The 25,043-nt window shown below is 71.3% G+C and carries 18 protein-coding genes; 7 read left to right on the top strand and 11 right to left on the bottom strand.

The window, feature by feature from the left end:
* Positions 1-6: 6 nt before the first annotated feature.
* From ABD481_RS39865 to ABD481_RS39855, 3 genes are all read left to right on the top strand, one after another.
* Complete coding sequence (locus ABD481_RS39865) at positions 7-1,131, top strand: acyl-CoA dehydrogenase family protein (protein WP_344671083.1); 1,125 nt, start codon at positions 7-9, stop codon at positions 1,129-1,131.
* A 9-nt stretch (positions 1,132-1,140) separates the two neighbouring features.
* Positions 1,141-2,754: an acyl-CoA synthetase gene (locus tag ABD481_RS39860; RefSeq protein ID WP_344671082.1), complete on the top strand. Its 1,614-nt coding sequence runs from the start codon at positions 1,141-1,143 to the stop codon at positions 2,752-2,754.
* Positions 2,755-2,928: 174 nt separating this feature from the next.
* On the top strand, positions 2,929-3,909 hold the full coding sequence (locus ABD481_RS39855) for an acyl-ACP desaturase (RefSeq protein ID WP_344671081.1): 981 nt from the start codon (positions 2,929-2,931) through the stop codon (positions 3,907-3,909).
* A 1,429-nt stretch (positions 3,910-5,338) separates the two neighbouring features.
* Here the strand turns inward: ABD481_RS39855 and ABD481_RS39850 are convergent.
* The 3 genes from ABD481_RS39850 to ABD481_RS39840 are packed head-to-tail and all read right to left on the bottom strand — an operon-like array spanning position 5,339 to position 8,499.
* Entirely contained in the window at positions 5,339-6,241 is a 903-nt protein-coding gene (locus tag ABD481_RS39850) for a carbohydrate ABC transporter permease (RefSeq protein WP_344671080.1), read from the bottom strand.
* Positions 6,241-7,176 carry a carbohydrate ABC transporter permease gene (locus ABD481_RS39845; protein ID WP_344671079.1) on the bottom strand — a complete coding sequence of 312 codons (936 nt, stop codon included), beginning with the start codon at positions 7,174-7,176 and terminating at the stop codon, positions 6,241-6,243. The genes ABD481_RS39850 and ABD481_RS39845 overlap by 1 nt, the downstream gene beginning before the upstream one ends.
* Before the next feature lie 24 nt (positions 7,177-7,200).
* On the bottom strand, positions 7,201-8,499 hold the full coding sequence (locus tag ABD481_RS39840; RefSeq protein ID WP_344671078.1) for an extracellular solute-binding protein: 1,299 nt from the start codon (positions 8,497-8,499) through the stop codon (positions 7,201-7,203).
* 436 nt (positions 8,500-8,935) lie between these two features.
* On the opposite strand from ABD481_RS39840, the gene ABD481_RS39835 reads away from it, so the two are divergent.
* The 3 genes from ABD481_RS39835 to ABD481_RS39825 all read left to right on the top strand — a co-directional run bounded on the left by ABD481_RS39835 (position 8,936) and on the right by ABD481_RS39825 (position 12,799).
* Complete coding sequence (locus tag ABD481_RS39835; RefSeq protein ID WP_344671077.1) at positions 8,936-9,610, top strand: cysteine hydrolase family protein; 675 nt, start codon at positions 8,936-8,938, stop codon at positions 9,608-9,610.
* Between the two features lie 4 nt (positions 9,611-9,614).
* Positions 9,615-10,523: a GlxA family transcriptional regulator gene (locus tag ABD481_RS39830; protein ID WP_344671091.1), complete on the top strand. Its 909-nt coding sequence runs from the start codon at positions 9,615-9,617 to the stop codon at positions 10,521-10,523.
* Positions 10,524-10,705: 182 nt separating this feature from the next.
* Positions 10,706-12,799, top strand: coding sequence for a phosphodiester glycosidase family protein (locus ABD481_RS39825; protein ID WP_344671076.1), 2,094 nt, complete (start codon positions 10,706-10,708; stop codon positions 12,797-12,799).
* A gap of 304 nt (positions 12,800-13,103) precedes the next feature.
* Here ABD481_RS39825 and ABD481_RS39820 read toward each other — a convergent pair whose 3' ends face one another.
* From ABD481_RS39820 to ABD481_RS39785, 8 genes are all read right to left on the bottom strand, one after another.
* The gene (locus ABD481_RS39820; protein ID WP_344671075.1) at positions 13,104-13,658 is read right to left on the bottom strand and encodes a COG4315 family predicted lipoprotein; all 555 of its coding nucleotides are present in this window, start codon (positions 13,656-13,658) and stop codon (positions 13,104-13,106) included.
* 155 nt (positions 13,659-13,813) lie between these two features.
* The gene (locus tag ABD481_RS39815; protein WP_344671074.1) at positions 13,814-14,890 is read right to left on the bottom strand and encodes an FHA domain-containing protein; all 1,077 of its coding nucleotides are present in this window, start codon (positions 14,888-14,890) and stop codon (positions 13,814-13,816) included.
* Positions 14,891-15,097: 207 nt separating this feature from the next.
* Positions 15,098-16,432: a vWA domain-containing protein gene (locus ABD481_RS39810; RefSeq protein WP_344671073.1), complete on the bottom strand. Its 1,335-nt coding sequence runs from the start codon at positions 16,430-16,432 to the stop codon at positions 15,098-15,100.
* Complete coding sequence (locus tag ABD481_RS39805) at positions 16,429-17,496, bottom strand: protein phosphatase 2C domain-containing protein (protein ID WP_344671072.1); 1,068 nt, start codon at positions 17,494-17,496, stop codon at positions 16,429-16,431. Before ABD481_RS39805 ends, ABD481_RS39810 begins: the two co-directional genes overlap by 4 nt.
* Positions 17,493-19,778, bottom strand: a complete 2,286-nt coding sequence (locus tag ABD481_RS39800) for a serine/threonine-protein kinase (RefSeq protein ID WP_344671071.1) — start codon at positions 19,776-19,778, stop codon at positions 17,493-17,495. Before ABD481_RS39800 ends, ABD481_RS39805 begins: the two co-directional genes overlap by 4 nt.
* 79 nt (positions 19,779-19,857) lie before the next feature.
* Positions 19,858-21,093, bottom strand: coding sequence for a hypothetical protein (locus ABD481_RS39795; RefSeq protein ID WP_344671070.1), 1,236 nt, complete (start codon positions 21,091-21,093; stop codon positions 19,858-19,860).
* Between the two features lie 63 nt (positions 21,094-21,156).
* The gene (locus tag ABD481_RS39790) at positions 21,157-22,251 is read right to left on the bottom strand and encodes a glutamate ABC transporter substrate-binding protein (RefSeq protein ID WP_344671069.1); all 1,095 of its coding nucleotides are present in this window, start codon (positions 22,249-22,251) and stop codon (positions 21,157-21,159) included.
* Positions 22,252-22,264: 13 nt separating this feature from the next.
* Positions 22,265-23,653 carry a hypothetical protein gene (locus ABD481_RS39785; protein ID WP_344671068.1) on the bottom strand — a complete coding sequence of 463 codons (1,389 nt, stop codon included), beginning with the start codon at positions 23,651-23,653 and terminating at the stop codon, positions 22,265-22,267.
* Positions 23,654-23,788: 135 nt separating this feature from the next.
* Here ABD481_RS39785 and ABD481_RS39780 point away from each other — a divergent pair, with 135 nt between their 5' ends.
* On the top strand, positions 23,789-25,033 hold the full coding sequence (locus tag ABD481_RS39780; protein ID WP_344671067.1) for a L,D-transpeptidase: 1,245 nt from the start codon (positions 23,789-23,791) through the stop codon (positions 25,031-25,033).
* Positions 25,034-25,043 lie beyond the last annotated feature (10 nt).

The raw sequence follows: 25,043 nt of genomic DNA, 5'->3' as shown, positions 1-25,043 counted from the left end.
CAGGCCATGGACTTCGAGCTGACCGAGGAGCAGCAGGCGCTGGTCGAGCTGGTGGACCGGATCCTCGGTGACCACTGCGGCAACGAGCGGCTGGCCGAGCTGGAGAAGGAGGCGCGGGGCAGCGGCCTGGGCTCGGTGCACGACGCGCAGGCGTGGCGGGCGCTCGCCGCCGCCGGGGCGATCGGCGCGCTGCTGCCGGAGCCCGACGGCGGCGACCTGGGCGTGCTCGGCCTGGCCCTGCTCGCCGAGAGCGCGGGACGGCACACCGCGTATATACCGGTGGTGGCGGCGATCGCCCTCGGCGTGCTGCCGCTGGCCCGCTTCGGCGGCCACGACGACCTGGTCGCCGAGGTCGCGGCGGGCACCAGGCTGATCACGGCGGCGCTGGAGGAGCCCGGCGAGCCCGCGACGCTGGCCACGACCGCGCGCCGGGACGGCGACACGTACGTGATCGACGGCGCCAAGACCATGGTCCCGTACGGCGACCTGGCCGACAGCGTCCTGATCCCGGCAGCGCTGGACGGCCGGCCGGCGCTGTTCCTCGTGCCGCGCTCGGCGCTGACGGCGACGCCGCTGCTGACCACCGGGTTGCAGCCGTACGCGGACCTCGACCTGGAGGCCGCGACGGTGCCCGAGTCCGCGCTGGTCGCGCGGGGCGGCGACGCCCTGGACTGGCTGCGCGACCTGGGAGAGCTCACGCTGGCCGCCGAGGCGTCCGGCGTCTGCGCCGAGGCCGTCGGGATGACGGCGCGCTACACCAGCACGCGCAAGCAGTTCGGCGAGCCGATCGCCTCGTTCCAGGCGGTCGCGCAGCGGGCCGCCGGCGCGCACATCGACGCCCAGGTGCTGCGGCTGACGACGCTGCGCGCGGCCTGGCTGCTGGACGACGAGTCCCGGGGCGGCGACACCGCCGAGCGCGCGGAGGTCTCCGCCGAGGTCGCCGTCGCCAAGTTCCACGCCGGCGACGCCGGCTCCCGGGTCCTGCACGCCGCCCAGCACCTGCACGGCGGGATCGGTGTGGACACCGACTACCCGCTGCACCGGTACTTCGTGCGCGGGAAGCAGATCGAGCAGACGCTCGGCACCGCCACCCGCCAACTCCTCCGCATCGGCGCACATCTCGCAGAGTAGGGACTCCCCATGCAGTTCAACCTCGCGGACCTGTTCGAGAGCGTCGTGGACAAGATCCCCGAGAAGGAGGCGCTGGTCGTCCGGGGCGCGCGGCGCTGGACGTACCGGGAGCTGGACCGTGAGGCGAACCGCCTGGCGCACTTCCTGCTGACACGCGGCGTCGGCGTGGGCGACCACGTCGGGATGCACATGTACAACGGGTCGGAGTACGTCATCGCGGTGCTGGCGTGCCTGAAGATCCGGGCCGTGCCGATCAACATCAACTACCGCTACCTGGCCGACGAGCTGCGCTACCTCTACAACGACGCGAACCTGGTCGCGGTGGTGATCGACAGCGAGTTCGGCGAGCGGCTGGCGGCCGTCGCGGACCGGACACCGAAGCTGGCGACGGTCGTCTCGGTCGGCGGGCGGATCGACCACCCCGGCGCGGTCGCGTACGAGGAGGCGATCAGCGGCCGGTCCGAGGACCGCGACGGTCTGCTCCCCTCCGGCCCGCGATCGGCCGACGACCTCTACATCATCTACACCGGCGGCACCACGGGGATGCCGAAGGGGGTGATGTGGCGGCACGAGGACATCTTCTACGCGGGCATGGCCGGCGGCCGCCCCTACGGGGAACCGATGAAGGTGCCCGCCGAGATCGCCGACGGCATCGACCCGGCGGCGGGCCAGCTCTCGACCTTCCCGGTCGCGCCGCTCATGCACGGCGCCGCGCAGCTGGCCACCTTCATCAGCTTCAACATGGGCCAGAAGGTCGTCCTGAACCGCAAGTTCGACGCCCACGAGGTGCTGCTCACCGTCGCCGAGGAGAAGGCGAACATCATCTCCATGGTCGGCGACGCGATGGGCCGGCCGCTGGCCGAGGCCCTGGCCGGACCGCTGGCCGGCACCGACATGAGCAGCCTGTTCGTGCTCAGCTCGGCCGGGGCGATCCTGTCCGAGGCGGTGCGCGAGCAGCTCCAGTCCCAGCTGCCCCACGTCCTGATCAGGGACAACTTCGGCTCCACGGAGAGCGGCTTCAACGGCGACGCGGCCCCCGGCACCGGCCCGGCCGGCGGGATGCGGTTCACCGTCAACGAACGCACCACGGTCTACCTCGACGAGGAGAAGCGGCCCGCGACACCCGGCGACGGCAAGGTCGGACGAGTAGCGCAGCACGGCAACGTCCCGCTCGGCTACTACAACGACCCGGTGAAGACCGCCGAGACCTTCTTCGAGCACGACGGCCGCCGCTGGGTCCTGCTCGGCGACCTGGGAACGCTGGAGGCCGACGGCTCGGTGTCGGTCCTGGGCCGGGGCTCGCAATGCATCAACACCGGCGGGGAGAAGGTGTTCCCCGAGGAGGTCGAGGCCGTGCTCAAGGCGCACCCCGACGTCTTCGACGCGATCGTCGCCGGAGCCCCGGACGAACGCTTCGGCACCCGGGTCGCGGCGGTCGTCCAACTGCGGACCGAGAACACCACCGACGCCGAACTGGAGGAGTTCTGTAGGTCACGTTTGTCCGGTTACAAAGTGCCGCGCCTGCTGGTGCGCGTGGCGGATATACGACGCTCCCCGAGCGGCAAGCCGGACTACCCCTGGGCCAAAGACCTGGTGACGAGGGCTGTGCATCCCCCACAATGAGACCCGGCCCACACCGCCTGGAATTCCGGTTGACAGCCGCGCCCCCCGGACCGCTGGACCTTTGCCGACACGGTGACTTACGCTAACGTAACCTACGAACCCGTAAGTTTCGGGTCCGTAGGGTCCGTCCCCAAGGGCCCGACCAGCAGGCCAGAGCGTGTAGGAGCCGCCCCGATGACCATCACAGACCTGCCCCGGCAGGGGCGCCCCGACACTCCCGGACTCACCGAGACCGCCCTGCTCACCGAACTCGAGCAGGTCGTCGCCACCAACCTGGACCGGCACTTCGGCACCGCCAAGGAGTGGTTCCCGCACGAGTACGTGCCGTGGACCGAGGGCACCAACTTCGACGGCCCGTACAACGGCACCCCCTGGTCCCCGGACCAGAGCGGAATGCCCGAGATCGCGCGCATCAGCCTGGTCCTGAACCTGATGACCGAGGACAACCTGCCGAGCTACCACCGGGCCATCGCCGTCCAGTTCGGCCAGGACGGCGCCTGGGGCACCTGGGTCCACCGCTGGACCGCCGAAGAGGGCCGCCACGGCATCGCGATCCGCGACTACCTGCTCACCACCCGCGCCGTCGACCCGATCGCCCTCGAACGCGAGCGCATGATCCACATGTCCAACGGCTACGCCCAGCCGGACAGCTACGACGCGCTCCACTCCATCGCCTACGTGAGCTTCCAGGAACTCGCCACCCGCATCGCCCACCGCAACACGGGCAAGATCAGCGGCGACCCCAACTGCGAACGCCTCCTGTCCCGCATCGCGCAGGACGAGAACCTCCACATGCTGTTCTACCGCAACCTCCTCAACGCGGCCTTCGACCTCGACCCCGACCAGGCCATGCGCGCCGTGACCAACGTGGTCCGCCAATTCCAGATGCCCGGCAGCGGCCTCCAGGACTTCGGCCGCAAGAGCGTGATGATCGCCAAAGCCGGCATCTACGACCTCCGCATCCACCACGACGAAGTCGTGATGCCGATCCTCCGCCAGGTCCGCGCCCTGGAACGCACCGACCTCGGCCCGACCGGCGAAATCGCCCGCACCGAACTGGTCGAGTTCCTGTCCGGCCTGGACTTCGCCGCCGCACGCTTCTGCGAGAAGCGCGAAGCACTGCTGGCGAAGCAGGCGGCACGACGGGCCCGCTGACGGCGGCTGACGGCACGAGCCGCGAAGCAGACAGCGGCGCGGCAAGCAGACAAAAGCAGCCGGACGACGAACACTGACCGGCTGCGCGACTGCACGACTGCACGACTGCACGACTGCACGACTGCACGAGCTTGCTTGAACAACAGCACTATGGGCGTGACGACCGAAACTGGTCGCCACGCCCATTGTCATTCGCGAACCGGCGGCCGCAGTCGCCGCGCACCCATCACCGCCGCCGAGTCCTTCAGCCCTCTGCCTGGGTTTTGGTTCGTTCCCCTCGGTCACGTCGGCAGGGCTTTGCCTACAGTGCCGCCGACCGGGTGTCAAGTTCACGCTGTACGCAACCGCCGCCAACACCTCAAAAGCAAGCGCGTGGACTTTACACCCGGGCGGCGGCGCTGTACCCGTAGGGCTGCCGACGGGACCGAGGGGAACGAACCCCCACCTCACCGACCGCCAGCGCAGGGACTAGCAGTCACCCCCCTATGGAGCCGGCGCCAGTTCCCCGAGGGATCCGAGGCCCCCGCTGGAAGCGCCTGCTTTTAGCCTTTCAAGCCCTTCGCCAAAAAAATCTAAACCAGACCCCTAAAGCCCCCCACCATCCCTGCCGATACATCTAATAAGCGGCCCAGCCCAGACGACGCCCACGTACCTGCCCTCCGTGAGCTCGCCACAACTGGATCGCCTCCTGGTAGCAGGTCCCCGACAGGTTGCCCCCCGGCCTGTCGGGGACCAGTTCGACTCCTGTACGCCAAGGGCGCCAACGCGTCCCTCAGAAAAGGCGTCAGCGCCGTCGACGCCGTAGCCGCAGCCGTAAAGTGCAGCCGGTCGGCGCGGATGAGCATCCCATCAGCGAACGCCGGACACTGCCCGTCCGAACAGAACCAGGCACTGGTATCCACGAACCTCGCACGACTGTCGCCAACCGCAGCGATGGCACGGTCTTCGATGACGTCCACCCCTACGAAGCCGCCCACCGGCTGCTTGAAGAGGTGGTCCGCGAAGACCGCCAGGACTGCCACCGCACACTGCCCTTCGATGTCCTGGCGGATCCTACGCGGTGTATGAGCGTTTTCATTCACCTGTCTACGAGGCCCTGCCGCCGGCGCTTCGATGCTCCGGCCACTGATTCGCGAACGCGCCTAGTCAACGAGGAATGCCCGCCGACATGGCTCAGGACATGTCAGCGGGCAGCTCTTGGGACGAGCCCCTCAAACAACGGCTACCCGGCACGGCGCCGCACACAGCAGCGACGACCGACGCATCGGGCTCCAGCAAACCAGCGCGGCCAGCAACAGGCGACAGGCGACAGGCGACTCAAGCAAAGGCAACCACCGCTGGCAACCCCCCTACGGGCCACCAACCATCGCCACCATCACCATCACCGCCACCATCACCATCACCATCGCCACCACCGCCCCACCCACCCCTACTTGATCGACCCCGCCGTCAACCCATCCACAACCTTCCGCTCAATCAACCCGAACAACACGATCACCGGAATCGTCGCAATAACCGTACTCGCGAACAAATGCCCATAATCAACTGTGTACTGCCCGATATAGTTGTCCACCGCCACCGACAACGGCGCCTTGTCCGGACTCGTCGTCAGCGTCAGCGCCACGATGAACTCGTTCCACGCCGCGATGAACGTGAAGATCAGCGCCGTCACGATCCCCGGCATCGCCAGCGGAATCGTCACCCTGCGGAATGCGCCGAAGCGGGTCGCTCCGTCGATCATCGCCGCCTGCTCCAGTTCCACCGGGATGGCCGCGAAGTACGCCGACAGGATCCACACCGCGAAGGCGAGGTTGAAGCCGGCGTCGACCATGATCAGGGCCCAGACCGAGTTGATCAGGCCCAGGTCGCGCATCTCGCCGTAGATGCCGACCACCATGGCGGTCGGTTGGAACATCTGGGTGACCAGTACCAGGACCAGGAAGAGTTTGCGGCCGCGGAAGCGCTTGCGCGCCGTGTAGTAGGCCGCCGGCAGGGCCACGATCAGGACCAGGAAGGTGGCGCCGAAGGCCACTTCCAGGGTGATGCGCATGTTGGTGCCGAAGCTGGAGGTGCCGGAGAACACGGAGGTGAAGTTCGACCACTCGAAGTGCTTCGGGATCAGGGTCGGGTCCGCACCCTCCTTCACCGGTCGCAGCGCGGTGAGGAACATCTCCAGGTAGGGCGTGATGAAGATCAGCGCGATCAGGTACGCGCCGCCCATCACCGCCATCTTCTTCGGGCCGGGCAGGCCCCGCTTGGGCTTGGGCGGCCGGGGCGGGGTGGCCGGGCCGCCGTGCCGGCCGGTGCGGGAGGAGGACGTCAGCGTCGTCATCAGTCGGCCTCGCTGTTCCACTTGCTCACCTTGAGGAAGGCGAGGACGATCACGATCACCAGCAGGAAGTTCACCACCGACAGGGCGGCGGACTCACCGATGTTCTGGCGCTTCAGGATCCACATGAACACCGTGGTGGTGGAGGTGTCGTAGCCGGGTCCGCCGCGGGTCATCTCCCAGATGATCGGGAAGCTGTTGAACACGTTCATCACGTTGATGACCGTGGCCACCAGCAGCGAGGGCCGCAGCATCGGCAGCGTCACCGACCAGTAGGTGCGCAGCTTGCTCGCGCCGTCCATCTTGGCCGCCTCGTACACCTCGGCCGGGACGGTCTGCAGGCCGGCGATCACCGTGTAGCTGGTGAACGGGATGGACACGAAGACCGCGACGCCCATCGCCCAGACGAAGCCGGAGGTCGAGTGCCCCAGCCAGTCGGCGGTGGGGCTGCTGCGGTCCACCAGGCCGAGGTCGTCGAGCAGGATGTTGATGAAGCCGTAGCCCTGGTACAGCATCCACTTGAAGATGATGGCCGTCATCATCACCGAGGCCGCCCAGGGCGCGATCAGCGCCCAGCGGGCCACGGTGCGCCCCGGGAAGCGCTGGTTGAACAACTGCGCGACGCCGAGCGAGACCAGCATGGTGACCGAGACCACCACCACGACCCAGATGCCGGTGCGCAGCAGCACGCCGCCGAGGTCCTGCTCCTTGAACAGCTTGCTGTAGTTGTCCGTACCGTTCGAGCCCAGGTCCACGCCGTAGCGGGACCAGTGCCGGGTCGAGGACTGGACCATCTTGACCACCGGCCAGAGCACGGCGAAGGCGATCAGTACGATCGCCGGGCCGATCCAGGCCAGCGGGGCCAGGCCGGACAGAGCCGACCTGGCGCCGTGGGGGCGGGGCCGAGAGCTTCGGCCCCGCTCAGCGTGCGTCGTCATGAGGGACGTGGACTTCCGCCGGGCTCAGCTGCCGTTGGCGACGGCCTGGATCTGGTCCAGGACGCCCTTCGGGTCGCTGGAGACGGCCTTGCCGACGATGTCCTTGATCTTCTGCGAGGTCGGGTCCCACTGCGGGTCCGAGCTCGGGTACCAGGCGGCCGAGGGCAGCGCGTCGATGAACGGCTTCAGGGCCGGGGTCTGGGTGGACAGCTCGGCGGCCGCGTCCTGGGTGGCCGGCAGCAGGTAGTACTCGTTGTCGAACTGCTCCTGGTACTGCTTCTGGAGCGCGAAGTCCAGGAACTTGCTGACCGCGGCCTTGTGGTCCTTCTTGGTGTTGAAGGCCTCGATGAAGTCCGCGACGCCCAGCGGGGAGGCCAGCGGGCCGGTGTTGCCGGGGATGGCCACCGACTTCCAGTTGTCGCCGATCGTGCCCTGCTTCAGGATCGGGATCAGCGCCGGGGAGCCGTTGATCATGCCGATGTTGCCGGCCGCGAAGTCCTTCCACAGGTCGGTGCGCTTCTTGGTGGCCGGGTCCGACTCGGTCAGACCGGGCTTGACCAGGTTGTCGGTCAGCCACTGGAAGGTCTGGACGTTCTGCGGGGAGTTGATCGCCCACTTGCCGGAGGCGTCCTTGTAGCCGCCGCCGTTGCCCAGGGTCCACAGGTAGGTCTCGGCCTGCGCCTCCTCCGAGCCCAGCGGGAGGCCGAAGCCGGTCTTGCCCAGCGCCTTGATCTTGGCGGCGTCCGCGGCCACGTCGGCCCAGGTCTTCGGGGCGTCGGTGATGCCGGCCTGCTTGAACAGGTCGGTGTTGTAGAAGAACGCGCGGGTGGAGGTGGTGAACGGGATGCCGTACTGCGCGGTCTGGCCGTCCGCGCCCTTGGTCTGGCCCAGCTCGGCGACGTGCGGGATCAGGTTCTTCAGGGTGTCGGCCGAGACGATGTCCGAGGCCTTGTACAGCAGGCCCTGCGCCGCGACGTCGGCGTAGCCGCCGCCCTCGAACAGGTCCGGGGCGTCGTTGTTCTGGATCGCCGTGGTCAGCTTGGTGGCCAGGTTGTCCCAGGTCGCCATCTGCAGGTCGACCTTGATGTTCGGGTTCTTGGCCTGGAAGTCGTTGATGATCTGCTGCCAGTACAGCTTGGTGTCGTCCTTGTCGCTGCTGCCGTAGGACGGCGCGAGCAGCGAGATCGTGACCGGCTTGGAGGAGTCGCCGCCGGCAGCGGTGTTGTTCGCGGACGAACCGCCCGAGGACTTGCTGGAGGAGCAGGCGCTCAGGGCAAGGGACGCGACCAGACCGGTCGCGGCGAGGGTGGCGAGACGCTTCACCTGGGGTTCCACCTTTGTCGTCAAGGGTGAGGGAGGTACACAACGGGGACGTGCAGGTCGTGCGGTTGCGCAGGTCGGCCCATGTCAAAAAGCGTCTACAGAACTCCGTCCGGGGACGAGACGCCGGACAGCGACGGCCGACTGAGGGCACACGCTAACCAGGAAACGCCGAGCGGTATAGACCAGACGGGCTTCAGGTATAGACCAGTTATCGAACCGTCACCTGGGAACCCCAGGAAATCCGGACAAAATCTGACGTAATTCAGCGCTGGAAAGCGACTTCAGGGTGAACCGGAGCCCATCCAAGGATGATCGAAGCGCGTTCGGCGACCGTTCGAGGCCAGTGGTCTATACCGGTAAGCGCTGACCGGATCGTTCCGCATCGGGCCCGGAACGGGTCTGCCGCCGGCCCGGCTCCCCCGGCCACGATGGGGTCATGACCAAGCGAGCCCTCATCGTCATCGACGTCCAGGAATCCTTCCGCGCCCGCCCGCTGTGGCGCCTGCTCGACAACACCGACATCGCCGACGACGTCAACCGGCTGGTGGACCACGCCCGGGCGGCCGGCGACCTGGTGGTGTGGGTGCTGCACAGCGAGCCCGGCAGCGGCACCTCCTTCGACCCGGCCTCCGGCCACGTCCGCTACCTCGAAGAACTGCGCACCCCGCGCGACGGCGAACCGCAGGTGCGCAAGACCGCCCACAACGCCTTCACCACCACCAACCTCCAGCAGGTGCTCACCCAGCACGGCGTGACCGAGGTCCTGGTCTGCGGCCTGCGCACCGAGCAGTGCTGCGAGACCACCACCCGCCTGGCCTCGGACTACGGCTACCAGGTCACCTTCGTGCTGGACGCCAACGGCACCTTCCCGATCCCGCACCGCGACGCCCCGGCCGACCTGACCCCCGAGGAGATCCTCGCCGACCCGCGCACGCTGTCGGCCGAGGACATCACCGAGCGCACCGTCTACGCGCTGGCCGGCCGGTTCGCGACGATCGCGACCGTCGACGAGGTGGTCGGCACCGCAGCCGAAGCGACCGCCACCATCACCACCGCCGCCACCGCCACCACCACCACCACCACGAAGCCGGACCCGGTCGCGGTAGGCTGACCGGATCGTGAACGTCGTCTTCCTGCTCATGCCCCGCGTCCATCTACTGGACCTCTCCGGCCCGGCCCAGGTGTTCTCGGCGGCCGATGATCTCGGCTGTCCGTATCGGCTGCACTACGTGGCGGAGCAGGAAGACGTCACCGCGGCCCAGGGCGTCCGGCTGCGCGCCGAGACCGAGTGGCCGCCGACCGGCCCGGACGACCTCGTGGTGGTCCCGGGCTGGCGCTCCCCGGTCCTGAAGGGCGGTCCGCGCCCGAGCCGGGAGACCCTGGGCCGGCTCGTCGCGCACCACGCCGCCGGCGGCACCGTCGCCAGCGTCTGCTCCGGCGCCGACCTGCTGGGCCAGGCCGGGCTGCTGGACGGCCGCCGCTGCACCACCCACCACGAGCTCCAGGACGAACTGGCCGAGCGCTACCCGCGCACCCGCGTGGAGCGCGACGTGGTCTACGTGACCGACGACCGCGTGGTCACCTCGGCCGGCATCGCCAGCGGCATCGACCTGGCCCTGCACCTGGTGGCCGGCCGGCACGGCCCGGCGGCCGCGGCCCGGGTCGCGCGGTCGATGGTGGTCTACGCGCGCCGCTCGGGCGCCGAGTCCCAGGACAGCGCCATGCTGCGGCACCGCTGGCATCTGCGCGACGCGGTGCACCGCGCGCAGGACCGCATCGACGGCTCCTTCTCCGAACCCCTGCGCCTGGCCGATCTGGCCCAGGCCTGCGGCGTGAGCGAGCGGACGCTGACCCGGCAGTTCGTGGAGAGCACCGGGCTCACCCCGCTCCGCTATCAGCAGACGCTGCGCCTGGAACGGGCCGAGCATCTGATCGGGCACGGCGCGACGGTGGAGTCGGCCGCCCGCGCGGTGGGGTTCGCCGACGCGCGGATGTTACGGCGGCTGCGGGCGCGCACCGACTGAGCGCTTCCCTCAACCACTTGTCGCGTGGTACGGAACACACCTGTTCGCCCCCTTGATCCGGAACCGCCAGTAGTGGTTTCCGCGTCTGAGACCAGGACGCGAAAACTGGCAAGCTGGCGGCACCCATCAACGAATGGCCATACTCTGTGGCTGGATCGGGGACCGGAGCGAGAGGACTGTGAATGACACCGGCACCCACGGGAAGGACCGGCGACGGCAATCCGGGGCGCGGGGTGCCACCGCGCTCGGACCGCCCGCAGGGCCCGCCCCGCGGCCGGGACGTCCCTCGACCCCGTCCCCCGCAGGACCGGCGGCCGGGCGCCCCGGGCCCGAACCCGGACCTGGGCGCGTCCCAGGGCCAGTACCCGCAGGTCGAGCCCCGGACGCCCTGGGACGACTACGCCACGCCGCCGCGCCCCCAGCGTCCGGCGCGCCAGCAGCCGGGACGCGATCCCCGCGCTGATCCCCGGGCCGACCCGCGCAACGACCCCCGGGCCGACCCGCGTGGCAACCCCCGCAACGACGCCCGGGCCGATCCGCGCGCCGACCCCCGCGCCGACCCCCGCGCCGGCGAGCCGCGGCCGCCCCGCCAGCCGCGGGACCCGAGCCATCAGCAGCACCCGAGCTTCCAGCAGAACCCGAGCTACCAGCCGCGGCCCGGCCACCGCGCCGAGCCCGGGAAACGGCGGCAGGCGGGCGGACCCCAGGGACCCCAGAAATCCCAGAGCCCCCAGGGATCCCAGAATCCGCAGGCGCTCCAGGGCCAGCAGGCCCCGTCGAGCCCGAGCTATCAGCGGGTGGAGGGCGCGACCCGCGATGTGCGCCCGGTCGAGGAGACGCACGTCCCGCGCGGCCGGCGGCGCCGAGTACCTCAGGACGTTGAGGAGCTGCGGCCGGTCGACGCGTCCGGGCGCGGCGGTCGGGCCCGCGGTCCGCGCGACCGGGACCGGGACCGCGACCGGGACCGCGACGAGCTGTCCGCCAGCTTCCAGGACGCCTACGGCCGGACCAGCGCCGGCCACGACGTCCTCGACGTCGAGTACGACGACTTCGGCAACCCCGTCAAGCCCGCCCCCGGCGGCACCGCCCCCCGCGCCGACGGCCACGGCCGCCGCCGGGTACGGCGCAAGGACCGGCTGACGCCGCTCCAGCGCCGCCGCCGGATCCTGATCCGCCGGATCGTCGCCGGGGTGCTGGCCGTCCTCTTCCTGACCACCGGCTACTCGCTGTACGGCACCCTCACCGCGCCGGGCAACATGAGCACCGAGGCCCGGATAGCCGAGTGGGCCCGCGCGCACTGGATGGGCTGGGCCGTGACCTGGCTGGAGAACCAGCAGTACCAGGCCGACAAGCCCAAGACCGGCGGCACGCTGACGCCGCAGCAGCTGGCCGAGCTCTCGCCGCCGACGGTCAGCGCCCCGCCGCTGGCCAAGGACGAGCACGTGCTGCCCCCGATGAAGCCGTTCGTGCCGAACCCGGCGCCGGGCGAGGGCGACTGGCGGCCCACCGTGGTGGTGAACGGCATCCCGATCGTCCAGACCGCGCAGCTGCGCTCGGACCCGGACCACCTGCAGTACCTGTCGGCGGTGGCGTGGATGGACCAGAAGCACGCCAACTTCGTCCTGCACCCGGGCTCGCAGCAGCCCGGCACCGACGGCTACAACCAGACCGACCACTTGTCCGGGGACCAGCTGAAGAACCTGATCGCCACCTGGAACGGTGCCTTCCTGCTGAAGCCGAACGACGCGCACGGCGGGTTCTTCCTGAACGGCAAGACGTTCGGGACGCTGGCCGACGGTCAGGCCTCGGAGGTCTTCTACAAGAACGGGACGATGAACGTCGGGACGTGGAACAGCGGCCCGGACTTCACCCTGAACCCGAACGTGGTCGGGGTCCGCCAGAACCTGAAGCTGCTGGTCGACAACGGGCAGATCAACCCCAGCGTCGACAGCGACGACAAGAACCTGTGGGGCGTCACCGTCAAGAACGCCTACTTCGTGTGGCGCAGCGGCATCGGGGTCACCGCCGACGGGAACGTGGTCTACGCCATGGGCCCGGCGCTGTCGGTGCGGACCCTGGCCGAACTGCTTCAGCGGGCCGGCGCGGTGCGCGCGATGGAGCTCGACATCAACCAGCAGTGGGTCTCGTACATGACGTACGACGGGAGCAAGGACCCGATGAACCCGGCCTCGACGAAGCTGTTGGACTTCGCGCGGACCGAACGGCGGTATTTCTCGACCGAGGAGCGCGACTTCGTGGCCGTATACAGTCACTGAGCGCCAACTCGCTCGCTCTCCAGCTCCCCTCTCGCTACCTTTGTTCGGGTAGCGAGAGGGGAGCGGTGCATTATGAACGCGAACGTACTCGGCATCATTTTGATCGTGATCGCGGCGTCGGGAGCCGCGGCGCTGTGGATCGACACGGTCCGGAAGCGGGACAAGCAGGGGTCCGACGGGGACTGATCCCCGCCGGCCCCACCCCTGGGACCACCCATCATCGGCTCGCGCGGTCGGCAGCGGTTGGCAGAGGTCGAACAGCGGTCGATCAGCGGTCAGCAGCCGTCGCCGGCCGTCAGCAGCATCAGTAGCCGCCCGAGCCGTACCCGCCGCCCGAGGTCGAAGGGCTGGCCGGGGCCGGGTTCGCACCGGCGGCCAGGCTCGGGGTGGCGGCATGCCACTCCCCCATCACGCCTTCCCCCTTGGCCTGTCCGGCGGCGCTGTCCGGCTTGTACTCGTACAGCGGATGGCCGTTGTAGACGACCTGGCCCCCGGTGGCCGAGACGGTGAGCTTGCCGGTGACGCCGGACGCCTCGCTCGGCGTCGCGGACGTCAGCGGCGGCCACAGCGCCGCGCAGCTCCCGGTACAGGTCGGCTGCCCGCTCGCGGTGTCCGGGGTGAAGAAGTACAGGGTGTGGCCGTCGGGGGCGGTGAGGACCGTGGTCTGCGCGCCGCCGACGGTGGCCGTCCCGGTGGCGACCGTGGTCCCGGCGGCCGGCGCGCCGGCCGGCGGGTTCGACATCGACGTCGACGACGAGCCCCCGCCGGAGGAACAGGCCGCGGCAAGGGTCAGCAGCGCACCCACCGACGCCACAGCGGCGACGCGCCGGGGACGGCGAAGGAAACCCGGTTCGGACATGATCGTGCCCCCTTGGGGTGAATGGAGGCTTTCGTCCTCCATAGGTGGCACGTACAGCGGTCCGATCCGGTTCAGCCGGGTTTCCCCGGCCGACTTCCCGGCCGGCTCCCCCGGCCGACTTCCCCGGCCGACTCCCCCGCCGGCTCCGGCGCCGGTCAGGACGCCTGGATCAGGGTCAGCGTGGTCCAGACGCCGACGTGGATCCGGAACCCCGCCTCGACCGGGAAGGCCTGGTTCGGCGGGATCGGGGCGGTGTCGTCGTTGAGCACCGTCCCGTTCATCGACTCCAGGTCCACCACCGACCAGCCGCCGTCGGGCCGCTGCTGGAGGACGGCGTGCAGGTGCGAGACACCGGGATCGGTCGGCGGCCCGGACAGGTCGATCTCGACATTGCCGCGCTTGCCGGAGCGGCCGATGCGGACCGCGTCGCCGGCGAGCGGGTAGTGGCGGTCCGGGCAGTAGGCCGGGAACGGATAGGCGGTCGGGTCGATCTCGCCCTCGGCCACGACGGCGTCGTAGTAGGCGCGGTCCGCGCTGGCGATCGCCACCCAGCCGGTGTCGGTGCCGTTGGCGGCCGGGGCGGAGGAGCCGGCGCCGGGCGCGGCGGCGATGGTGCTCGCCAACGGGTCCACGGCGTTCGGGTTCGAGGACGCGGAGACCGAGGTTCCGCCGGACACCGAAGTGCTGCTCGCGGAGGACTGCGACGACGCGCGCGCCGCCTCCTCGGCCCGGCGCAGCTCGGCCTCCAGGTCCGCCATCGGGTCCGAGCCGCCGGTGGACCCGCTCGGATAGCCGGTACCCGGACCGGAGCCCGGGGCCGAGCCGGAACCGGGACCCGAGCCGGCGCCGGAGCCCGAGCCGGACCCGAAACCCGAGCCCGAGCCCGGACCGGAGACCGTCCCGAAGCCCGTCCCCACGCCCGTCCCGGTCCCCGGGTGGCCGCCCGCCGACCCCGGGTTCAGCGTCGGCGCGGTCAAGGTCGGCGCCGGCTGCTCGTTGGCGAAGTCGAACCCGCAGCCCTCGCAGAAGGTGTCGCCCGCCTGGCGCGGGAGCAGGCAGTTCGGGCAGGGCTCGCCCGCCGCCCCGTAGACCGACGTGCTGCCGGCGCCGGACGGCGCCGATCCGCCGCCGCCGGCCGGGATCGGGGCCGGGGCCCCGATCGACAGGCCGCACTCGTCGCAGTAGTCGGTCGCGACCGACTGGTGTCCGTCCGGACACGTGGCCATCGTCATCCACCCGCCTTCACGTCGGCCGCGCCAAGGCGCCGGCCAGTACCCGTCGTCATCGTCGTCATCTCCCCGCGTCGTCGGCGGCCGCGCGGCCGCCGGCCCGAGTATCCGAGTTCGTGGTCCCCGTGTCCGGGTCCGTGGTCGTCGCCGGCGGCCGGCGTCCCCCGCCGGACCGTGTGCCGTCCCGTCCGGGTCCGCTCCGGCGCGGGCCTAGTTCCGCTTGGCGCGCACCGTCTTGGTGGACACCACGTCCAGCTCCATCACGTCGCCCTTGTCCACCTTGGCCTTGGCCCGCACCTTCGAGGTCGCCGGATCCACCTCGGTGACCTTGCGCAGCATCTTGACGGTGTCCTCGTGGCCGGACTCCACCGCCAGGTCCATGGCGCGGCCCAGGCGCGAGGTGGCGGTGTCCAGGTCCCCGGCCTTCTGGGCGTCCAGGCCCTCCTGGATGGCCCGGGCCATCTCGGCCTGGCCGGTGTAGTGCGCCACCCGGCCGTTGATCCGGGTGGACAGGTCCTCGTCCTCGGTCCAGACCGCGCGGATCTTGTCCTCGCCCAGCAGGGTGGCCCCGCCGGAGTCCTTGGCCACCAGCTGCACCCGGCCGGCCAGCTTCTCCTGGCCGATGTTGCCCGGCTCGACCTCGACGCAGATGTGGTACTCGCGGGTCTCGGCGCCCCAGGCCCCGGTCGGGTAGTCGCCGGTGAGCGGGTTGTCGCCGGGCACGCGCATCCCGGACAGGTCGGCCAGCGTCGGGCTGACCTGCTTGACGTAGCGGACCACCGCGCCCTTGGGCGCCCACAGCCGCAGCGCGACGTCGGCGATCTCCTTGCCCATGCTGTTGGCGGTCATCTCCCGGAAGTCCTCGGCCAGCCGGGCCGGCTCGCGGATGATGCCGACGGTGCCCAGCAGCGCCTCGGCGATCTTGCGCAGCTCGTCGACCTCCCAGTCCTCGCCGATGCCGCGGCAGTCGGCGGTGAAGTTGCCGATGCTGGCCTGGATGGCCCGGGCCAGGTCGGCCGGGGTCTCGGACTCGTCCTTGCCGTCGGTGAGCAGGATCGCGTGCTTGATGGCGTTCGGGTGGGCGTCGAAGATCCGGTTGGCCTGGGCCAGCCAGCGGCCCATCGCGGTGCCGCCGTTGGCGGCCAGCCGGGAGACCGCGTCCTTGGCCTGCGCCCGGGTCTGGTAGCCGGCCGGCAGCAGGTGGCCGCCGGTGGGGTAGACCACGCGCGCGCCCTCGGTGCCGGCCACCACGGCGAAGTAGGCGCCGTCGGACAGGGTGTCGATGGCCACCTTGGTGGCCTCCTTGGCGGCCATCATCTTGGTGCGCGGGTAGTCCATGGACCCGGAGCAGTCGACGATGATCACCTCCACGTTGTCCTTGCCGGAGGCGCCGCCGGCCGGCGAGCCGTAGGCCGGCACGGCCGCCGAGGAGCCGCCGGCGGTCGGCGCGGCGGTCAGGGTGACCACGGCGTGCACCTCGCGCACGCCCGCGGCCAGGAACTCGTTCTGGTTGATCTCGAAGGCGAAGTTCGGGAACTGGCTCATGGCTGGCTTTCTCCTCGGGCGGCCGGCTCGGCGGGCGCCGCGACCGGGTAGGGGACGAGGACGGCGGTGATGTTGTCGTGGCCGCCGGCGTCCAGGGCCGTGCGCACCAGGCGCACCGCGGCGCCCATCGGATCGGCCGCGGCCTGCGGCAGCGCCAGCGCCGCCAGGTCGGCGGCCTGCTCGACGTAGTTCCACAGGCCGTCGCTGCACACCAGCACGACGCCGGGGCCGGGCGGGGTGAAGGAGGCCACGTGCGGCTCCGGCGCGCCGGAGTCGGCGCCGAGCCAGGCCTCGATGGCGTGCGAGCCCTCCTCGGCGTCGTCCTGGGTCAGCTGCCGCGCGCCGCCGGCCGCGTCCAGCCAGTAGGCGCGGCTGTCGCCGAGCCAGCCGACGGTGACCCCGGAGCCGGCGCCGACCAGCGCCGAGACGTAGGTGCAGGCCGGCGGGTTGCCGTGGTCGGAGTCCCGGGCCAGGGCGGCCACCGCCTCGTCGGCGGTGCGCACGGCCTGCGCGGTGAGCTCGGCGGCGGCGACCCCGCCGGACTGGACGCCGGCCAGCAGCAGCCGGGCGGCGGCGGCCACCGCGGCCGCCGAGGCCTCGTCCGGGCGCTCGGAGGTGGACACCCCGTCGCAGACCACGGCGACCACGACGGTGCCGCCCTCCGGGGTCACCGCCGGGCGCAGCGCCATCGAGTCCTCGTTGCGGTGGTGGCGGCGGCCGCGGTCGCTGATCCCGGCCACCACGGTGAGGTCCACCTCCATCCGGTCCCGCCGGCGCGGCTGCAGGTCCCCGCAGTCGATGCAGTAGCCCTCGTCGTCGATCTCGGTGCCGCCGCAGGACACGCAGGCCCTCGGGCCGGCCGCCTCGGCGGCCGGCTCCTCCTCGCCGGTGACCGGCTCGGCCAGCGCGTACCCGCAGGCCTCGCAGAACCGCGACTCGGCGTCCATCACCAGGTCGGTCGCCCCGCAGTTCGGACAGGCCAGCTGTAACGGCATCCGCTCCGCCTCCAGTTCGGCACCGCCGCCGGACGCCGGGACGGCCCCGGCGGCCACCTCGACGGTCATATCAGGGTCCTGGGCCGCACGGCGTTGGCCCGGTCGACCAGCTCCACCCGCCGGGCCCGGTCGGTGGCCAGCCGGGCCAGCGACCGGTAGGCGTGCTCCATCCCGGCGCGCAGCGCCCGCTCCTGGACCGCGCAGCCGATCAGCTGCTGCCCGGCCCGCAGGTCGGCCGGGACCTGCACGTCCAGGCGCCGGCCCGCGGTCTCGAACACCTCCAGCGCCAGCCGGTGCGCGTGCTCGGGGTCCAGCCGCTCGGCCAGCCAGCCGTAGCGCAGGTCGATGTCGGCCAGGTCGGCGCCGGTGAGGTCGCGGTCCCGGTCCACCAGCAGGGCGCGCAGCGCGGCCTCGGCGGCGGCGGTGTGGTGGGTGGAGGTCAGCGGCACCGCGCCGAACACCCGCACCGCCAGGTCCCGCTGCCCGTCCCGGAGCAGGGCCCGGGCCAGGCCGAAGGCGGCGCTGACGTAGCTGTGGTCGGTGCGCCAGACCGTGCCGTAGAAGCCGGCCGCGGTGCGGGCGTCGCCCTCCAGCTCGGCGCAGGCGGCCAGGGCCAGCTTCGGCGCGGCCTCGCCGGGCAGCGCGTCGTAGACCGCGCCGAACAGGCCGCGAGCCCGGGTCAGCAGGCCGCCGGCCAGGCAGATCAGGCCGCGGTACCAGAAGGTGCGCCAGTCCCCGCCGTTGGCGTTCTCGAACTCGTCCAGCCGGCGGTCGGCGTCGGCGTAGTCGCCGACCGCGGTGGCCGCCAGCACCAGCCGCAGCTGCATCTCCGGGGACTTGGCCACGGCCTCGCCCGGCTGCGCCAGCAGCGCCGCGCGCTGCTCGGACAGCTCCACCGCGCCCAGCCCGCCCAGGAACTGCGCGCCGGGGTCGTTGCGGTCCACCTGCGGCACCGGCAGCGCCCGCACCACCGCCCGCGGGTCCGGGGCCAGCGCGGTGGTGCTGGGCACCCGCACCTCCGGCCCGAACATCGCCGAGGCGCCGGGGTGCTGCTCGTCCTTCTCCAGCGAGAGCACCTCGCGCAGCACCGCGGTGAGCTGCTGCGCCATCTGCTCGGCGGAGTCGAAGCGCAGCTCCGGGTTCGGGTGGGTGGCGCGCAGCAGCAGCTTGTAGAACGACTCGTGCCGGGCGAACAGCGGCGCCTCGGCCGGGGTCGGCAGACTGTTGAGATAGGTGGTGGTGTAGCCCTTGAAGTCCAGGGTCAGCACGGCCAGGGTGCGCCCGACGGTGTACAGGTCGGACTCCACCGACGGGCCGTCCTCGGCGATCTCCGGGGCCTGGAAGCCCTTGGTGCCGTAGATCGCCGAGTCCAGGTCGTCCATGTGGATCACGCCACCCATGTCGATGAGCTTGAGCTGCTCCTCGGACTGGATGATGTTGTCCGGCTTGAAGTCGTTGTAGACCAGGTTCAGGCCGTGCAGGTAGCCGAAGGCCGGCAGGATCTCCACGGCGTAGGCGATGGCCTGCGCCACCGGCAGCGGCGCGGCCAGCCCGGCCGACCGGTGCTCGCCGCGGATCTGCTTCAGCGAGCTGCCGCCGACGTACTCCATCACGATGTAGCCCACCGGGGCCCCGGTCTTGGGGTCCGGGTGCTGCACGAAGTTCAGGATCTGCACGATCGAGGGGTGGCTGACCTCGGCCAGGAACTTGCGCTCGGCGGCCGCGGCGGCCATCGCGTCGGCGTCGCCGGAGTCCAGCAGGCCCTTGAGGACCACCCAGCGGTCCGAGACGTTCTTGTCCTTGGCCAGGTAGATCCAGCCCAGACCGCCGTGCGCGATGCAGCCCAGCACCTCGTACTGGCCGACGCGGTCGTCGGCCTTCAGCTTGGGCTCGAAGGAGAACGCGGTGCGGCACTTGCGGCAGAAGCCCTCGGTCCGGCCCGGGCTGCCGTCGCGGCCCCGGCCCACCGGCTCCCCGCAGTTCGAGCAGAACCGCTTGTTCTCCGGCACCTGCGGGTCGACCATGATGGCCGACATCGGGTCCTTGTACGGGACCGGCGGCACCTCGATCAGCCCGGCGCCCAGGTTGCCGCGCCGGGAGCGGCCGGTGCTGCCGCCGCGCGAGCCCCGGGTCCGGCTGGACACCGAGGCGGAGTTCCGGCTGGAGACCGACGTGGACGTGGAGCGCGTGGCCCCGGTGCGCGTGGAGTGCGAGGTGCGCACCGACGCCTGGCCGGCGGCGGTGCGGGCCGGCGGCACGGCCGCGGCCCGCACGGCCGCGGTGCCGCAGGTGTCGCAGTAGCCGTCGGCGGCGACGGTCCCGTCGCAACCCGGCTCAAGACAGGCGGTCACTGGATTCCCTCTCCCCTATAACCCTCGTGGTGTCCGTGATATCCGTGGTGTCCGCAGGGTCCGCACGCCGCACCGCCCCCTACGACCGGCTCGGCAGCGCCGCGCCGACGGCCGCCTGGTAGCCCCGGACCGCGTACTCGGCGGCCGACAGGTCGCACGGCGCCGACCACAGCAGGTCGTGCGCCGCCCGGAAGGCGGCCACCAGGCGCGGGCTCTCGGCGACGCCGTGCCGGGCGGCCCGGGCCCGGTAGGCCTCCAGCAGCCCGCGCAGCTCGTCGCGCCGCTCCAGCGGCGCCCGCACCTGCGCGACGCGTTTGTGGGCGTTCTCCAGGATCACGCGGCTGTTCTTCTCCAAGGCCGAAAGGTTCCGGCCCAGCAACGTCCACGACTGCCCGGATCGTTCCCGGCGCAGCGCGGCGACCTTGGTGCGCAGGTGCGCGGCCGCCGCCGAGGCCGGCGGCAGCCGGGGCGCGGCGATCTTGGACAGCACGTCGGCGCGCACCGTCTCGGCCTCGGCCTCGGCCTGCGCGATCAGCAGGATGACGTCCTCGATGCCGGCCAGCCGGGTGTCGAACTCGGCCCGGGCGCTGAGCGCCTGGTCCAGCTCGGTCTGCACGGCGGCGAGCTCGGCGCCGAGCCGGTCCACCCGGGCCGGGGAGCCGGGCCCGTCGCCGGCCACCAGGCCCAGCGGGTCCGACAGCGCCCGGCGCCGCAGGTCGGCGGTCTGCGCCTCGATGCCCGCCAGCCGCGCGAACACCGGATCGGTCCCGGTCCCGACCGCGTCGGCGGTGCCGCGCGCGGTGTGCACCCGGGCCTTGAGCTCGTCCAGCGGCTCCAGCAGCCGGTTCCAGGCGTCCTCGGCCTCGACCGCGACCTTCTTGACCACCTCGTAGGTGCGGGTCATGGACTGCACGGCCTCGTCCAGGGTCAGCAGGTCCTGGGTGGAGGCCGGGTCCAGCAGGCCGCGCCGCTCGAACGGCACGGCCTGGCGGGGCAGCGCCACCGAGCGGCCGGTGAGCAGATCGGCCAGGGCCGCCAGCTCCCGGTCGCCGAGCCGGGTCTTGGGGCCGCCGCGCAGCGCGGAGACCCGGTCCAGCACCTGCTGGTAGGCCTCGAACACGGTCCACAGCGCGGCGAGCTCGGCCGAGGCCCGCTGCCACGCGGTCGCCGTGACGCCCGTGAGCTTGGCGCCGTCCAGGAGCCGGCGGCCGGGGTGGTCGTCCAGCTCCAGCAGGCCGGCGGAGACCCCGGAGCGTTCCTGGGCACGGCGGTCGATCGCGGCGTCGATCGCCTGCCGGGTCCACATCGTCGTCACGGTCGTGCTCTTGCTCCCCCCATGCCTGGCCTCGCCGGGCCGTCGGCCCGATCCGCCGACCCGCTACCCAAGAGGGTAGTGGTCCGGAATCTCCGGCGGTCCACTCGGCTTCGTTTGCAAATCGTTCGCGTACAACTGGGCCCATCCGCTCGGCCCGGCGTCGGCGATCAGGTTCGCCAGGGCGCTGTTGACGAACGGGGTCAGGTCGTTGGGCTTGGCCGGGTCGTACTTCGTCACGATGCCATAGGGCTGCTTCTGCACCGGCGGGGCGGTGGTGAGCGCGACGTGCGGGTCCTGCGCCGCCATGCCGCGCAACAGCGCGTCGTCGGTGAAGATCGCGTCGACCTGGTCCTGCTGGAGCAGCGCCAGGCAGTCCAGGGAGTTCGGCACCGGGTAGGCGGCGTCCGCGCCGGCCTGGGCCTTGATGGTCTCGATGGCCGTGGAGTTCTTGGTGGCGCAGACCTTCTTGCCCTTGAGCCCGGTCAGCGCCGTCGCCTGCGGCTTGCCGTCGTCGCCGAGCGGCATCAGCAGCTTCTGCTCGGCGGTGTAGTAGGGGTTGGAGAAGTTCATCCGCCGGTCGCCCTGCATCCGGGCGCAGGTGATGGTCGTGGTGCGCACGACCAGGTCCACGTTGCCGTCCTGGAGCTGCTTCCACTCGCCGGTGGCCGGGTCGGCCAGGGTGACCACGCGGAACTGGACGTGGCCGTCCTCGCCGAAGACGGCGCGGGCCATGGCCTTGGCGATGTCGATGTCGAAGCCCTGCGGCTGGTTGGTGTGGTGCGGGTCGTAGCCGAACAGGTAGGTGTTCAGGTCGATGCCGGCGATCAGGAACCCGCGCGCGCGGATCTTGCTCAGCGTGCCGCCGGCCGGGTCCTGGTCCTGCGGCCCGGGCAGCTTGTCGCCGGGCAGGTGGTCGGCGGTCGCCTCCGGTCCGCACGGCTTGGGCGGGGTGGTCGGGGCGCCGGGCAGGCCGTTGTTGCCGATGCCCTCGCCGGCCCGGGGAACGTTCGGGGAGGCGATGCCCTCCTTGGAGCTGCTGCACGCCGCGGTGAATCCGACCGCCGCGACCAGCGCGGCCGTGCTCCAGGCGCGGATCCGCCGATCGGGTCGGCGCTTCGGGGTATTCATCGGCAGGGTTTTCCGGTACTCGGTACTCATCGTCACTGCCCCCTCAGTGGTATTCAGCAAGACGCCGGCCCAGGCCCACGACGACCGCGCCGGCCATGGCCAGGCTCAGCACGCCGAGCCCGATCTGCAGGCCGGTCAGCGCGTCGGAGGCAGCCTTCGCCTCGGTCTGGAAGGAGTCCTCGGCATGGCGGATCGCGCTGTCCAGGTCGCTTTGGAGCGTGGCGAAGGCCAGCGCCGCACTGGGCTTGGGGTCGGTGAACTCGGTCCCCTCGCCGAGCGCCGAGTCCACCGCCTTCTGGTACTGGTTCTGGCGGTCGAAGTCGCGCAGCGCCTTGTGCTGCGTCTCCCAGGCGTCGACGTCCGTGGCGGCCTTCAGGGCCAGGTCGTGGGCCTGGCCGTCGGCGGCGGAGACGGCGGCCAGGTGCAGGGTGTCCAGGAGCTTGTCCAGGGTGCCGGGCGTGTGGGAGCCGTTCGCGTCGGTGCCGGCGAAGTCGGTCTCCTTGTCGTCGGCGGTGCCCCGGCCGACCAGGGTGAGCATCTCGTCGGTCCGGCCCTGCAACGACAGGATGCGGGCGGCGGCCAGGGTGTTGATCTGGTCCGAGCCGCGCTTCTTGGCGTGATCGACGTGGGCGCTCTGGATCGAGGCCGCGGCGGCGGTCCACACCAGCGACAGCAGCAGCGCCGCGGTGGCGCCGAGCAGCCCGAGGCTGAACAGCCGGTGGGTGCGCCGGGACTCCCGGACCTGGACCACCGCCAGCGCGGCCAGCATGAGCACGCCGGCGACGACCATCAGCACCGGGAACTGGGTCGCGGTGTCCTCGGCGGCGGACAGGTTCTTCGCCTCGGCGTCGCTCAGCTTCTGCGCCTGCGGCAGGATCGTGCCCTGCATCAGGGTCGAGGCCTGGGTCAGGTAGCGGAAGCCGACCGGGTAGCCGACCAGGTTGTTCGCGGCCGCGGTGGCGTTGAGCTTGGCGTAGATCGGCAGCTGCTGGGAGATCTCGGTGAGCGCCTGGTTGGCGACCGGGTCGGTGCCGGCCTCGTTGGTGGCGGCCAGCAGCGCGGCCTGGGCCGCCTTGAGGTCGTCGTCGTACTGGGTCAGCAGCTTCTTCGGCGCCTCGCCGACGTGCAGGTAGATGGTCGCCGAGGTGGCGTCCGCCTCGGAAAGCTTGTGGTAGAGCACCTCGGCCTGCTGGATCAGGACCCCGCTGTGCGACTTCACGTCGTCGGAGCCGTCGGCGCGGATCTGCGCCGAGGTGATGCCCGCGGCGCCGAACACCAGGGCGCCGACGGCCAGCAGGGCGCGGGTGCGGCGCAGCCTGCGGTCGGTCCGGGGGCGGGTCACCGGCTTCATCGGCGGGCCCGGCAGGAGCGCGCCGCCCCCCGCGGCGACCGGTGTCCCCGAGGTCGGCGGGTTTCCGGTGGCAAGCGTCATCCAAGGCCCCCTTTGTTCCATCCCTTGGCAGTTGGCATTGTGCCTCGCCTCTCGTTAAGGAAAACCTAACGGTTCGACAGCACGCTGCGGGGCATCGGTACCAGCTGGTTATACGATCGAGCACAGGAGGCGATTATGCGCGGACTGCGGAAGCTCGCCCTCATGATGACCGTCGCGACGCTGGCCGCCGGCTGCGGCGGGGGTGGTGGCGGTCCGAAATCGGCGCCGCCGCCGAGCGGCGGACCGACCTCCGGATCCTCGGCACCGGCCGCCGACGGGACGTCGTCGTCCGGCCCGGGAGCGGCGCCGAGCACGGCCACGTCCTCCGCGTCGTCGGCGGCGGTGGTCGTCATCAAACCGTCGACGAACACGTCGAACGCCGATCCCGCCTCGCAGATCCAGGTGAGCGTCGCCAACGGGAAGCTGACCTCGGTCACCGCGCTGCTGTCCGGCGGGGACGCGGTCGCCGGGACGCTGGACGCCTCCGGGGACGCCTGGACGTCCACCGACCCGGTCGGCGTCGGCCACACCTACCTGGTGACCGCGCTGGCGACCGGTGACGACGGCAAGCAGCAGACCGTCACCTCGCAGTTCACCACGGCCAAGCCCACCGGCCTGTTCGTGGGCACCTACACGCCCGACAACAACACCGTGTTCGGCATCGCGCAGCCGGTGTCCATCACCTTCGACAAGCCGATCCAGGACAAGGCCGCGGTGGAGAAGCAGCTGACCGTGACCGCCGATCCGCCGGTGGACGGGGCCTGGCACTGGTTCGGGTCGCAGCGCGTGGACTGGCGTCCGCAGCAGTACTGGGCGCCGGGCACCAAGGTGTCGCTGCGCATGCGCCTGGACGGCGTCAAGAGCGGCACCCTGTACGGGAAGCAGAACCGGGACGCCACCTTCACGATCGGCCGCGCGCTGGTGGCGACCATGGACGCGAACGCCAAGAAGATGACGGTCACCACCGGCGGCAAGACCACGACGCTGCTGACCAGCTCGGGCAAGCCCGGGTTCGAGACCTGGAACGGCACGATGGTGGTGCTGGAGAAGCAGCCTGACATCCGGATGGACTCCACGACGGTGAACATCTTCGGCGTCAACGCCTACGACATCCCGCACGTGTACTGGGACGTGCGCCTGACCCCGTCCGGGACCTTCGTGCACGGCGCGCCGTGGAACGCCGGCAAGTTCGGCAAGGTCAACGGCAGCCACGGCTGTGTCGGCCTGTCGTCGGCCGACGCCGAGTGGTTCTTCAACCAGGTGATCCCCGGCGATCCGGTGACCGTGGTGAACTCCAAGGACACCGTGCGGGCCGACAACGGATACGGCGACTGGAACCTGAACTGGGCCGACTGGACGGCCGGGAGCGCGTTGCGCTGAGCGGGGTCCC

This window comes from Catenulispora yoronensis (assembly GCF_039531695.1).
In the GTDB taxonomy this organism is placed as follows: Bacteria; Actinomycetota; Actinomycetes; order Streptomycetales; family Catenulisporaceae; genus Catenulispora; species Catenulispora yoronensis.
This window is presented reverse-complemented; position numbering and strand designations above follow the sequence as displayed.